Origin of the sequence: Tenacibaculum sp. SDUM215027 (assembly GCF_050566205.1) — a bacterium.
In the GTDB taxonomy this organism is placed as follows: Bacteria; Bacteroidota; Bacteroidia; order Flavobacteriales; family Flavobacteriaceae; genus Polaribacter.
This window is the reverse complement of sequence record NZ_JBNXUE010000012.1, coordinates 1-13,021: the sequence shown is the minus strand read 5'-3', so window position 1 is coordinate 13,021 and position 13,021 is coordinate 1. Positions and strand designations below refer to the sequence as shown.

Genomic DNA, 13,021 nt, shown 5'->3' with positions numbered 1-13,021 from the left:
GCATATCAATACAATGAATGGTTTTATTTTGATGGAGTAGATGTTGTTTTTGGAAAGCCAGAATCTGGAGGTCAAAAACCAATAGCGTTAGAATACGGTAAAGACTTAAAAGAAATACAAATAAAAACGAAAACGTATAATCCTACTTTAGCAACCTACAGTTACGATTCGTTAAATGATCAATTTTTTGAAGGAGATTTAAAAGCAACTAACGAAGGCTTAAACGATTTAGCCAATACCGCACTTAAAGCATCAGAGCAAGTTTATAAAGAAGTAAAAGACTTTGGAGTAAGTGATGTGTTTTTACAAGACAAATCATCATTAGATGAGTATTTACAAAAACGCTTACAAGGGTTAAGTGCAGGAGGTAATGTACTTAAGGCAAGCGGAGAGAAAAAAGGATTAAGTTTAGGAAGCGTAATAAAAGTAAGTGCAGCAAAGTATGACGAAGGAAAATATACTGTAAAACAGTATGGAGAATATATTATAACTCAAATAAGCCACTTTGCAGATGTAGGAGGAGCATATTCTAATACTTTTGAAGCTATCCCTGCAAACACAAAAAGTTTACCATTAAACGAAAACATAGTGCCAGCAGTAGCTAACAATCAAGTAGCAACGGTAGTAAGTAATAAAGACCCAGAAAGTAAAGGACGTGTACAAGTTCAGTTTTACTGGCAGGAAGCTATTGGCGCAAAAACAGATTTTATTCGTGTAATGACTCCCGATGCAGGAAGTAGTGATCTTACTAAAACTAATAGAGGTTTTGTTTTCATACCAGAAGTAGGAGACCAAGTAATGGTAGGTTTTGAGCATAACGATCCTAACCGTCCTTTTGTTATGGGAAGCATGTTTACAGGTAAAAATGGAGCAGGTGGAAGAGAAAAAAATGTTATAAAAAGTATCGTTACACGTGGAGGGCATATTATTGAGTTAAACGATACAAGTGGTAAGGAAAGTATTACGATTACCGATAAGAACAGTAACATGATACAGTTAAACACGCATGAAAGTTCTATAGTTATTTCTGCAAATGAAAACATGACTTTTATGTCTAAAAATTTAGACATTGTGGTAAGAGAAAATTTAAATATTACCACAGGTAAAGACAAAAGAGAAAATATTTCAGGAAATCACAAGCTTAAAGCTACCAATATAATTCAAATAGCAGATGAAGAAATAAAGAATGAAGCGGAGCAAATAATACAAGAAGCAGGAAAAGAAATAGACCTTTTAGCTAGTGGCAACATAAATAAGCAAGCAGAGCAAAAAATTAATAATAGTAGCGGAAAACAAAGTAACCTTTTTTAAACATGGAAAAGAAAAATACTATTATAAAAATAGCTAAAGGAAAAATTACACTTTCTACTAAAAATGATATTTCTATAAAGGCTAAAAATATAAACAGTTTATCTAAAACCTTAGTAAATGAAACAGGGAAAGAAGGTATTGTTTTTAAATAGCAAAGTATGAGTTTTGGAGTATACGATCATATTAACCATGGTGTTAAAAATAGTTATGGTGTTACCTGTACTTTTTTAAAAGAACAAATTACTGCCAATTATATATTTGATATTGCTTATCAAGCTTATAATCAAAAAGATTACATAGTTCATATTAACAGAAAGCAGTTTTTCGTCAATAGTAAAGAACCAAAAGAAATATTAGATGTTTTAGCATTACGTTGTGCAGCACTTATATATCCGTTACAGTTACATATTTCTAAATTTGGTTTTAATTATAAGCTTTTTAATTTTAAAGAAATACAAGAACGTTTTAATAAGCAGCTACCAACTATTCAAAGAGAATTTACTGGTGAAGTAACAGATGCTTATTTTGCTGAAATTAAAAAATCGGTAAGTAATGAAAGTATATTTACAGAGCGTTTAAAAAGTGATTTTTTATATGCACTATTTTTCTATGGCTTACCAGTAGCATATCAACATAAACCAATACAAGATAACTATCAGGTAAACATACCTATACATCCATATCAACCCGAAGCTTTGTTTGTGGGGATGCAAACACTTAAAAAAGCAGAAAATATATACGATGTAACCTTTAAAGGCTCAGATGAAAAAAGAAATACCTTGCTACTACATCATTTAGTAGAAAAGGAAAGCCTTACGCCTTTACGTATAGAAATGTATTATAACAAGGAGTTAGATAGTGAAATAAGTTGTAGTATAGTTCAGCTTAAAGAACGAAAAGAGGACAATATAAGCTTTAGCTATAAAAATGGCAAAGTTGTAGAAGGAAAACAAAAGAAACAGAAAAAAGACAATTGGTTTAGCAACCTATTTAAAATTTAAAAAAAAATTATTATGAGTGATGTAGCAGTAATTTGCAATGGAGCTATGTGCAAATGTGCACATGGTTTTGCACCCGACACCTTTGCAGTAGTAAGTACACATAAACATTATATAAACGAGTCTAGTGGTTCTCAAAAAATGGTAGGTTCTACTATGGATATAGGGCAACCCTTTAAAGCAAAAACTTTTGGACAGTGTAAACTACAACCCTCTGGAAGTAGTTATTTACCTTGTATGCCAAACGTAACACAGTGGCAAGACTTTTATGAAAAGGTAACTTTAAGTAACCAAGGAAAAATATTAACAGAAAAAAGTAAAGCTATTTGTGCTATTGCAGGAGCACCATGTGTAGAATTTACTTTTCACGGACAGGTAGGAGCACCATCAGAAAGTCAAGCGGCACAGACAAATACAGCAGTACATAGTCAAATGAATCCACTTGCAAATCCAAAGCAAGCGATAGAAGACACTGATGATACTGATTTATTAGAAATTAAATAACCTGTATTATGGCTAAAAAAATAATTGTTGTAGACGAACAAGATAAAAATCTTGTTACCGAAAGAATATACAGAAAATTAAAAGTTTTTGAAATACCTCTTAATAAAGGGATAAGTTTTCATTTAAAAGTTTTAAAAGCTAAAAATGTAAAAGAAACAAAAGAAAATGTATACTGGATTGCACAATCACACAACAGGTTTAAAACTAGAAAATTTAACTATTTTAAAAGTGCTCCAAAAAACCAAAAAGAACTACATGTACTATTAAATGAGTTAAATAAAGGAACTAAATATGGAGAAAGATATATTCTAAACAAAGATGGAGAAGAGGTTTTAAATCCTGATTTTCATGTTTATACTCCAAAAAATACAGGTTTTGTAAAAAGTGCATATGTAGCCACAAATCCATACAAAAGCCATACTGAAAAAAGAGAAGGAGTCTTTTTTGGTAATTTAAAATATATTCAAAGAACTTTAGGAAGAGGTATTTGGTTAGAAGGTATCAATTATACGCCCGAATTTAAAGAACAAGGAGCCTTTATTTTAGCGGTAGATAAGCCTCAGGTGTTGTCACTTTTAGTAGAAAGAAGAACATTACCAGAAAAAATAGTTCGTAGCAACCCTATTAAAAAGGATAATTGCGACTCAGTTGAACAAGAGCTACTATATGGCGATGTTTTAGACATACACATGCATTTACACAATGTTTTAAGTGAAGATTACAAACTAACCAAAGAGGTGTTTTATAAAGGAGAGTCTATGACAAAAGGGTATAGTACTTTAATAGATATAAACATACCCAAAGACGAACACAACCCTTCTTTAGATTATAATGTTTCAATTTTAGATGAGCATGTAGTTAATTTAAGTTGGGCAGGTAAAACCAATCATAAAGAAGCAAAAGATTCTGAAGACTCTTTACAAGAGTATACAATGGTGTTTACTTTTACGCCAGTATCTAAACATGCTATAGAAAATAACTACCCAACAATAAAACGTGAGATAACCCTTACGGTAAATTACAAAAGCGATTTTAGTGCAACAGTAAATGAAAAAGACTATGTAACCAACCCTAATATTGTAAAAGTATGGCAACCACCATTAATTACACAGTTATATGAGCAAGAATGTAATTATACAGAACTTACTGTTTCTTGCGATGGTTTTGAACCAAAAACATTTTTAAAAGAATCTAAGGATGGGGCGCTATTAACAGATGATAGAGGAACAACCCCAATTTATAGTTTAGTATTAGGTAATAAAAACAATATAAGAGAAGTTACCATACAAACAGATGCTGATGTAGCTAATTGCCCAGAATTAAACGAAGAAGATAAGCATACGGAAAATGTATTTAATTTAAAAGAAATACAAGAATACACCTTTGCAGACGATGATGGTATATGGAATGCCCTAACCGATATAAAATCGTTACCAAGAGTACAACCCTACCATAAAACCATAGACAAAACAGACCAAATACTAAAATTTAAAGCAGCATACCCCTACGACGCTTCTAGTGAAAGTAAATTCTTATGGAGGTACCTTTTCATGTACATGTTTCAATACACAAACCCAGCTGAGTTTTATATAAGTGTAAATAGTTGTAGGTATAAACGTACCATTTGGTTTAACGTACACCCAGATGTAATTTGGGCATCACACTTAGCTTTAGATGTAGAAAAAAAAGATATTTTATATCACGATAACATTGAGCTTCCATTAGTAAAAGGAGACGCCACCTATATATCTGTTTTAGCAAGTGCTTTGGAAAAAACACTTAACTTTATAAAACCTCTTTTTGACGTATTATCTATAAATAACAACTCAAAAACAGCCATAACAGAGCTAGAAAAAGTCCTACGTGATTTTATAAAAGAGAGTAAAACAGATATGTACCTTGGTTATCATGCAAGATACGATATACCCGACGGAGAAAACGAAGTAGGGTCACTCATTAATTACGCCGAAATACAACCTTACAAAGCCCACTTACATTTTCAAATAATTAATGTAGTACTACTTACCTTGGCAGTAGATGTATTAATGATATACCTAACAAGAGGAAAGCTTGCACCTGGGTTACAACAATTAAAAAAAGCACAAAAAGTAGCTAAGAGAATTGACAAAGGAAAAGACAAAGTAAATAAGTTTTTAGATAAATACAACCTTACTTTAACAACCCCTAAAATAACCATGAACGCTGCCTTAAGAAAAGAAATGCAACCAAAGGGAGCGTATGCAACTATTTTTGATTTAACTTTTAAAGCCGACCCTTTGTTAGCTTTAAATACTGAATACAAAGTTGATTCCAATTCTTTAAAAAGCCCTTTAAAAGAGTTTGTAAAAAGTATGGAAGAAAAAACCAATGGAAAGTTTGAGTTAATAGCCAAAGCAGAAGGTAAAATAGTTTCTGATATAAATATAAGCTACAACACTCATACGAATGAACTTACTTTAAACAAAAATGCCATTAAGCAAGAAAACGAATACAATAAGGTATTACGCAAAGGAGATATAATTAAAACAGATGGAATTATTAATATTAGTATTGAGGCAAATGCTCGTTTAAAATATAAGAAAGAGTTTAAAAAGCTTTGGTTTTTTGAGCCTGTTGAAGTAGAAGCCAGTATTGAAGGAGAATTAAAATTGAATAGCAGTATCAGTCTCGTAGAAAAAGTAGGCTATACCAAAAAAAGAGGCCCTTATATGGAAAAAATGATATGTTTTGGTGGATTGCAAGGAACTTATAAGCAAAAGGCTGAGTTGAGAGCTAACTATCGAGATTTATACGACTCTAATGAAGATGATCAAGAAGTACCTTTTACCTTATTGGAAAAATCAAAGGGCTCTTTAGGAAGAAATTATATTTTTGAACTTTTTGAATCGAAAAAACAATTTGAACATGAAAACAAATAAAATTACCCCCCTAATTACAGCATTGTTAGCAGTTATGTTTACTGCTTGCGCGCAAACCAACACATCAAAAGAAAAAAAACAAGCAACAGAAATGAGACCGATAGACAAATTATATAATAATATACAACCCCTACAATACAAAAGCATGCCTCAATATTTTATAGAAGCGAACCAAAGTGGTTGTTTTTATGAATTGTATGTAAATGGAAGATTGGTATTTAACCTTTTTAAACAAGTAGGTTTAATGGGAAATATTACCTGTATTAACGATGCTATTTTAAAGAGCGGAAAACAAGAAGTTACCGTAAAGCTATACCCTTTAGGACAAACAAAGGTAAAAAGGTTTGACACGTTTACCAAGAATGCAAGAATAGAAGTAAAAATAGAAAAATACGATATACAGGTAGAAGACAGCGATGAAAAAGTAGTAACATTTAAAATTCCAGAGGCAAGTACTAGAAGCAAAAATGATATTAAAATAGAAGGGTTGCCTTATTACGAACATACTTTTACGTTTTATGCAGAAGTTCCTTACGAAGTAACAGGTTGGAGCGAATCGCAAGATTTAACTAAAATGGATCAAAAACAGTTAGAAAAAGAAATAGTAGCATTTTACAATAATCTATCAGATGTTATTTACAATCAAGATGAAGCTAAATGGGTAGACTTAGTTAAAAACAGAGAACAAGAAGTATTAATTTCTGAAGCATATAATGATGTTAATGAAGAAAGTATTAAAGATAGGAAAAGGAAATTTAAACAAGTTTTTGATTCTAAGTTTAAAAAGAAAGAACCATTAGATAAATACGAGATGATTTTTGGTGGAAATGGAAGAATAGTAGCATTAAAAGGTCTTGTAAAAAAAGGTTATGGAGCATTTTCTAACGGATATGAAGAGGTAACAAGGGATGGACGTAAAAGAAAGATTAGAAATTATGAATATATATACCTACACAAACCCAAAGGAAGTAACAAATTAGAAATTATAAGGTAATGCAAAAAGCGTTTTTATATAGTGTTTATTTGTTTTGTATGTTGTTGGTACTTACTGTTTGTGGGCAAACAACAGAAATGAGACCCATAGACAAACTATATAGCAACATAAAACCTTTACAATACAAAAGCATGCCTCAATATTTTATAGAAGCAGACCAAATAGGCTGTTTTTATGAGCTGTATGTAAATGGAAGATTGATGTTTGAACATTTTGAACAAACTGGTTTAATGGGGCATACCACCTGTATTAACGATGCCATTTTAAAAAGTGGAGTGCAAGAAGTTACTGTAAAGCTATACCCTTTAGGACAAACCGAAGTAGAAAGGTTTGATACTTTTACTAAAAATGCAAAGATAAATATTGAAGTAACTAAATGGGATAAAGCATTGGAGGATAAGCCGAATAGTAAAGAATACGAAAACTATGATGATTATGTAGCTACTTTTAGCATTCCTAATACAGAAGATAAAAATAATAGCATTCGTATAAAGGGGTTACCTTATTATGAGCATACCTTTACGTTTTATGCAGAGGTTCCTTATGAAGTAACAGGCTGGAGCGAGTCGCAAGATTTAACTAAAATGGATCAAAAACAATTAAAAAACGAAGTCGTAGCATTTTATAATAATTTATCTGATGTTATTTATAATCAAGACGAAGCTAAATGGGTAGAGCTAATTAAAAACAGAGAACAAGAAGTATTAATTTCTGAAGCATATTGCGATGTTAAAGAGAAAAGCATTAAGGATAGGAAAAGGAAATTTAAACAAGTTTTTGATTCTAAGTTCAAAAAGAAAGAACCATTAGACGAGTATAAAATAGTTTTTGGAGGAAATGGTAAAATTATAGCTTTGAAGAATTTAACTAAAGATGGCTACAGTGCTTTTTCTTATGGTTATGAGAGAACTTATGATGATGGACGTAAAAGAAAGATTAGAAATTACGCTTATATCTACCTACACAAACCCAAAGGAAGTAACAAATTAGAAATTATAAGGTAATGCAAAAAACGTTTTTATATAGTGTTTATTTGTTTTGTATGTTGTTGGTAATTACAGCTTGTGGACAAAAGAAAATAGAAGAGTTTAAATCTTTGAACAATTATACAAAGTCTTTACAGCAAAAGTCAATTAATAATGTACAAAAGACTATTGCTAAAGATACAGTTCTTATAAATGAACTAATAAATTTCAGTTCTTTAAAAATTACAGGTGGTTTTATAGGAACGGTTAATGAACGGCAAACTGAAAAATCAGCAGACAAATTTACATTAGAATCGGATAATGTTCAGAAAATGGATAGTAGTTTCCAAGGTTATTTTAAAGAATTGTTCTTTGAACAGAATTACATTAATAACACAGATATAGATTTTTCTGCTTATACGGGAGATCTTAAAGAAAAATATAATGAAAAAACAGTAGAATTTATAGACGATAATGTTATTATTGAAAATAAAAAATATTATTACCAAAATACTGAGAGTACTCAAAGAAATAACAAACTAATCAGAATAGATAGTGTTTTAATATTTGCTAAGATAAAATTACCAATAAAAACAGCTTCTATAAATGTATTAGAAAATGTTACAAATAAGTATGATGTACAAATTGATGAGTTAAAAGAAAATGAAGTCACATTAATTATTCCTATTGATACATACAAAGATTTTCTTGCTATACAAGCACTTAATAAGGAAGGAAAAAGAATGAATCCAATAAATAAAAGCTCTTTTCCTGAATATATAATTACTCCTTCAATAAAAAATGAGTTAAATGCTTTGAAAAATATTTGTAATGAGATTTTAAAGGAAAATAATGAAGAAAAAATTGATATCCTTATCAAAAAAATAACAGATAGACAGTTTAGAGCTGTTAAAGAAATGTATTCCTTTAAACTTCATCTAAAAGAGTTAAATAAGTTAAAAGAAAAAGAGAAGTCATTACTTATGATTTTTGACTTTATGGAAGGTTTTGAACATCTTTTTACAATTCAAAATCAATCTTACATAGTTAATTTCTCAGATAACATTAAAGATGTAGAGTTATTCTTTGCAGATGAATATAAACAGTATCTTACAGAAGAAGTCATTCATCATGAGGATGATGCATATTACAGTTTTGAAAATACATATACTTTATTCGGGGTTTCTAACGATAGTATAAAAGAGATGGGAATTACAAATGAAAGAGGGGAAATTATTATTAAAGATATTGACTTAAATACTGAGCAAACTATTATACAAAGTGGGAATAAATATTTTTTAAAATTTGATAGAAATGAAGAAAATGACAGTCTTTTTTGGTTAGATATAAAGAGTAAAAAACTATTATACACTCCCAGTTTCGGAGAGTATATAGAAAGTGTAAACGAGATTTATGATATATTTAAAAAAGATAGCGGTAAAGGTGTTGTAAAGAATAGGGAAATAACAATTCTACCCTTTACGTATTATTCCATTTGGGTTTATGATACTTTTATAGCTGCTTACAATAGGAAGAGTAATTTGTTTGAGATTTATGATTTAGACTTTAAACGTTGTTTGATAGAGTTTAATATATTGTCAGTTAGGGATTTATATAGGTATCGTTCTTTTGGGGAAGGTGAAGAAGATAAAAAAAATACTCGTTTTTATTTAGAGATAGAAACTAAAGAAGGAGGTAGAGGAGAAGTTATAATTGATGAAAAGTTAAAGATATTATCCATTAAATCTAAAAAGTAATTTTTAAAGTCAAGAAAGTAACAAATTAGAAATTATAAGGTAATGCAAAAAACATTTTTATATAGTGTTTATTTGTTTTGTATGTTGTTGGTAATTACAGCTTGTGGGCAAACAACAGAAATGAGACCCATAGACAAACTATATAGCAACATACAACCCCTACAATACAAAAGCATGAATAGATATTTTATAGAAGCGAACCAAAGTGGTTGTTTTTATGAGCTGTATGTAAATGGAAGATTGGTGTTTGAACATTTTGAACAAGTTGGTTTAATGGGGCATACTACCTGTATTAACGATGCCATTTTAAAAAGTGGAATGCAAGAAGTTACCGTTAAGCTATACCCTTTAGGACAAACCGAAGTAGAAAGGTTTGATACTTTTACCAAGAATGCAAGAATAGAAGTAAAAATAGAAAAATACGATACACAGGTAAAAGACAGCGATGAAAAAGTAGTAACATTTAAAATTCCAGAAGCAAGTACTAGAAACAAGAATGATATTAAGATAGAAGGGTTGCCTTATTATGAACATACTTTTACGTTTTATGCAGAGGTTCCATACGAAGTTACTGGCTGGAGTGAATCACAAGATTTAACTAAAATGGATCAAAAACAATTAGAAAAAGAAGTGGTAGCATTTTATAATAATTTATCTGATGTTATTTATAATCAAGACGAAGCTAAATGGGTAAGCTTAGTTAAAAACAGAGAATTAGAAATTTTAACATCTGAAGCGTATAATAATGTAAATGAACATGTTATTAAAAGTAGAGTTAAGGAGTTTAAAGAGGATTTTAATTCTAGTTTTAAAAGAAAATTTCCTTTAGATAAATATAAAATGATTTTTGGAGGAAAAGGAAGAATTGTAGCGTTAAAAAGTATTGAACATAGAGGTATGTCTGCTTTTTCCTTTGGAGTTAACAGAACTATATTTGATAAATTAAAAAAAATTAGAGCTTTTAGATACATCTACCTACACAAACCCAAAGGAAGTAACAAATTAGAAATTATAAGGTAATGCAAAAAGCATTTTTATATAGTGTTTATTTGTTTTGTATGTTGTTGGTGCTTACAGCTTGCGGGCAAACAACAGAAGAACAAATGAAAGAATGTTTAAATGAACTTTATAAAAATAGTACTGTATTTAAAGAATGAGCAAAAAAAACAAAGGCTCAAGTACAAGGAGCCCAACGTGTATTAAGTAATATTCATTTTGCTAAGGGGCTATACTACCTGCAAATTTTAAATATATCTTCTGCAACTTATCAAGTGTATGAAAACAAAGGGTCTTATAAGAGTATAGCAAATTTGGTGGGTATTGGATCCGAGTTGACAGGAGCTTTTTTTAATGTAAAAAAAATAAACGCAGTAGTATTAAATAGAGAAAGTAAGGTGGTTAGTAGTCTTAGTAATAGAGCAAAACTTTTTAATAAGGTAGGAGCAGGGTTTACAGCAGCTGTATGTTTTTGGGAGGCTATTGATGCTTTTAGTGACAACGATAACGACGCGGCTTTTATGTGGGCAGGTGCAGGAGCTATGTTTACAGCGGGTATTTTTGTTGCAGGGCCTGTTGGTTGGGTAATTGGCGGGGTAGCCATAGGTTTGGTGTACTTAGCAAACTATTTTAAAGATAAACCGCTTGAAAGATATTTTAAACACTACTGGTTAAGTGATAGGGTTGCTTTATCAAGAAATAGCGATGAAGCTCCTTGGCAATACATTAACAGGGTGTATGAAAAACGTAGTACATTAATAAAAGATAGAGAAGAATATAAAAATTGGAAAGACTTACGTGTTTGCCATCAACAACTATTAGATTTAATGGTATGCAATGCCATGTTTGTAAAAGAAATTAAATTGAGTTCAGAAAGGCCACTTAATATAGATGGAGATGATGGTAGAGCAGGTGCTTCATTTGCTATAAGTGATGTGAGTCAGGTAACCATACAAACAAGTTTTCGTCAATTTTTATGGTTTAAGGATCAACTGCAATATAAAGTATTTGTGGTCAATATCAAAACTGGTAGTTATGAAGAGATAGCTGAAGAAGAATTAAGAGGAGAAGTTAGTTTAGAAGAAAACGAAAGAGGTAAGGTAATAGCGACAAACACAACTATTAATATACCTAACAGAGTTCATAGAAAAAGACATAATAATAGCTCTGCTATTTTTCAGTTGTTATTTATTTGTAAGCTGACAATTGATGAAGAAACAAACAAGTATTATCCTCATACGTATGTGGGGGAGGAACGTTTTATGGGAGTAAAAATGCAACTATCTGAAAGTAAGGTTACAGGCACTAAAAATATGGATGGCTTGTTGTTTGTGCCAAAACCAACTGATTATAAAGGGTTTTATTATAAAAATGTAAAGGTTGATTCGCTTAATAATTTATTAGTATGGGCGAAAGACCTAGCGTTAAATATGTAATTTATGACAAAAATTAAAAAAAGGTATGGTAAATGGGGTGGATATTTAGAGAGGCTTATTTATGAAAAACCGAAACGAAAGGTAGAAAAAGAGAAGGTAAACGATCCTGATTATTATGTAAGAGTAGATAATCAGTTTTTTATAATGAATAATGGTCTTATTGGTGATATATATATATATATACAGGATTGGCAGGGTATTTTTTTGTGTTATTTACAGTCATAGTGAGGCTATATTTCAATAAGAGTCTTAGTTTTATTTTCCTGTTTTTATTATTTTTGTTAGGTACTTTTTTTATAGTCTATCATTATACCCGTCCCAAAAAAGAGCTAGTATTAAATCGTTTAGAAGAGCTTATAACCATACCAAATACGTTGTATTTTAAACCATACACAATGCCTTTTCAAGACGCTTTAGCAGCATGGTCAGTAAAAAATTCTGGTATAAATCCTACTAGTCCAAGTTTGTCTCTTTTTCACCCAAATGGATTTACAAGTACAGATGTTATGGGACATGAAGTAATAGAAGATTGGAGTTTTATAGTTTGGTATATGGATAAAAACCGCCCATTACCACCGGGTACTGCCTTTGATGAGTACAGGCAAGCCGATTATGAACGTAGAAAAGCAGCAGGTTTTCCTAAACCATTATTTCCAAGTAATATACCAACACAAGAAGCCACACCAGAACAACAAGCAGAGCGTGAACGTATTGGTGGTTGGTAAGAAGTTGTCATTTCTACGTAGGTAGAAACCTGTTCAAAAAAGTAAAACATGATAGAAAAGGAGAGGGATTCCCACCTCCATTATATTGTAGCTGTGGTATTCCTACCCCAGAAGTAACTCCAGAACAACAAGCTGAAAGAGAACAATATTGGAAAGATTATGAGTACTACGCTCCAGATATTAAAAGACCTAAAGACTCAGAAATCTTTAGTAAAAGAACGCATAAGAATTGGAATCCATGTGTTTTTGGAGAAAAAGAAACGGTACTTGCTAATAAATGGTATGGATTTACCATTTGCTAATGGTAAGTATGTATACATGCTTACCAACGAAAAAGGAGAGGGTTTCTCCCCTAGAAGATGAAAAATATGAAGTAGCGTTACTTACTTTAAAAGATACATGGTTTTAAGCTGAAAG

At 30.9% G+C, this 13,021-nt stretch carries 13 protein-coding genes; all 13 read left to right on the top strand.

All coding sequences use genetic code 11. The annotated features are described in order from the left end of the window. The coding region (locus tag ACQYZ7_RS16565) for a phage baseplate assembly protein V (RefSeq protein WP_430730825.1) at nt 1-1,311 on the top strand (1,311 nt) is incomplete at its 5' end. A gap of 2 nt (nt 1,312-1,313) precedes the next feature. Next, nucleotides 1,314-1,463 carry a hypothetical protein gene (locus ACQYZ7_RS16560; RefSeq protein WP_430730824.1) on the top strand — a complete coding sequence of 50 codons (150 nt, stop codon included), beginning with the start codon at nt 1,314-1,316 and terminating at the stop codon, nt 1,461-1,463. 6 nt (nt 1,464-1,469) lie between these two features. After that, complete coding sequence (locus ACQYZ7_RS16555; protein ID WP_430730823.1) at nt 1,470-2,312, top strand: hypothetical protein; 843 nt, start codon at nt 1,470-1,472, stop codon at nt 2,310-2,312. Nucleotides 2,313-2,324: 12 nt separating this feature from the next. After that, on the top strand, nt 2,325-2,813 hold the full coding sequence (locus tag ACQYZ7_RS16550) for a DUF4280 domain-containing protein (protein ID WP_253057287.1): 489 nt from the start codon (nt 2,325-2,327) through the stop codon (nt 2,811-2,813). 8 nt (nt 2,814-2,821) lie between these two features. Continuing rightward, nucleotides 2,822-5,731: a hypothetical protein gene (locus ACQYZ7_RS16545; protein ID WP_430730822.1), complete on the top strand. Its 2,910-nt coding sequence runs from the start codon at nt 2,822-2,824 to the stop codon at nt 5,729-5,731. Further along, nucleotides 5,718-6,725: a hypothetical protein gene (locus ACQYZ7_RS16540; protein WP_430730821.1), complete on the top strand. Its 1,008-nt coding sequence runs from the start codon at nt 5,718-5,720 to the stop codon at nt 6,723-6,725. The genes ACQYZ7_RS16545 and ACQYZ7_RS16540 overlap by 14 nt, the downstream gene beginning before the upstream one ends. A 77-nt stretch (nt 6,726-6,802) precedes the next feature. Next, nucleotides 6,803-7,729: a hypothetical protein gene (locus tag ACQYZ7_RS16535; RefSeq protein WP_430730820.1), complete on the top strand. Its 927-nt coding sequence runs from the start codon at nt 6,803-6,805 to the stop codon at nt 7,727-7,729. Then, nucleotides 7,729-9,447 carry a hypothetical protein gene (locus tag ACQYZ7_RS16530; protein WP_430730819.1) on the top strand — a complete coding sequence of 573 codons (1,719 nt, stop codon included), beginning with the start codon at nt 7,729-7,731 and terminating at the stop codon, nt 9,445-9,447. Before ACQYZ7_RS16535 ends, ACQYZ7_RS16530 begins: the two co-directional genes overlap by 1 nt. A gap of 42 nt (nt 9,448-9,489) precedes the next feature. Then, nucleotides 9,490-10,467 carry a hypothetical protein gene (locus tag ACQYZ7_RS16525; protein WP_430730818.1) on the top strand — a complete coding sequence of 326 codons (978 nt, stop codon included), beginning with the start codon at nt 9,490-9,492 and terminating at the stop codon, nt 10,465-10,467. Between the two features lie 251 nt (nt 10,468-10,718). Further along, nucleotides 10,719-11,879, top strand: coding sequence for a hypothetical protein (locus tag ACQYZ7_RS16520; protein WP_430730817.1), 1,161 nt, complete (start codon nt 10,719-10,721; stop codon nt 11,877-11,879). 3 nt (nt 11,880-11,882) lie between these two features. Continuing rightward, complete coding sequence (locus ACQYZ7_RS16515) at nt 11,883-12,104, top strand: hypothetical protein (RefSeq protein ID WP_430730816.1); 222 nt, start codon at nt 11,883-11,885, stop codon at nt 12,102-12,104. A 170-nt stretch (nt 12,105-12,274) separates the two neighbouring features. Then, nucleotides 12,275-12,604: a hypothetical protein gene (locus tag ACQYZ7_RS16510; RefSeq protein ID WP_430730815.1), complete on the top strand. Its 330-nt coding sequence runs from the start codon at nt 12,275-12,277 to the stop codon at nt 12,602-12,604. Beyond that, nucleotides 12,598-12,906, top strand: a complete 309-nt coding sequence (locus ACQYZ7_RS16505) for a hypothetical protein (protein ID WP_430730814.1) — start codon at nt 12,598-12,600, stop codon at nt 12,904-12,906. The genes ACQYZ7_RS16510 and ACQYZ7_RS16505 overlap by 7 nt, the downstream gene beginning before the upstream one ends. Nucleotides 12,907-13,021: the final 115 nt, after the last annotated feature.

What these genes read in the sequence shown, in the direction of transcription:
- ACQYZ7_RS16560 (WP_430730824.1), top strand. Translation starts at nt 1,314, where the DNA reads ATGGAAAAGAAAAATACTATTATAAAAATAGCTAAAGGAAAAATTACA.
- ACQYZ7_RS16555 (WP_430730823.1), top strand. Translation starts at nt 1,470, where the DNA reads ATGAGTTTTGGAGTATACGATCATATTAACCATGGTGTTAAAAATAGT.
- ACQYZ7_RS16550 (WP_253057287.1), top strand. Translation starts at nt 2,325, where the DNA reads ATGAGTGATGTAGCAGTAATTTGCAATGGAGCTATGTGCAAATGTGCA.
- ACQYZ7_RS16545 (WP_430730822.1), top strand. Translation starts at nt 2,822, where the DNA reads ATGGCTAAAAAAATAATTGTTGTAGACGAACAAGATAAAAATCTTGTT.
- ACQYZ7_RS16540 (WP_430730821.1), top strand. Translation starts at nt 5,718, where the DNA reads ATGAAAACAAATAAAATTACCCCCCTAATTACAGCATTGTTAGCAGTT.
- ACQYZ7_RS16535 (WP_430730820.1), top strand. Translation starts at nt 6,803, where the DNA reads ATGAGACCCATAGACAAACTATATAGCAACATAAAACCTTTACAATAC.
- ACQYZ7_RS16530 (WP_430730819.1), top strand. Translation starts at nt 7,729, where the DNA reads ATGCAAAAAACGTTTTTATATAGTGTTTATTTGTTTTGTATGTTGTTG.
- ACQYZ7_RS16525 (WP_430730818.1), top strand. Translation starts at nt 9,490, where the DNA reads ATGCAAAAAACATTTTTATATAGTGTTTATTTGTTTTGTATGTTGTTG.
- ACQYZ7_RS16515 (WP_430730816.1), top strand. Translation starts at nt 11,883, where the DNA reads ATGACAAAAATTAAAAAAAGGTATGGTAAATGGGGTGGATATTTAGAG.
- ACQYZ7_RS16510 (WP_430730815.1), top strand. Translation starts at nt 12,275, where the DNA reads ATGCCTTTTCAAGACGCTTTAGCAGCATGGTCAGTAAAAAATTCTGGT.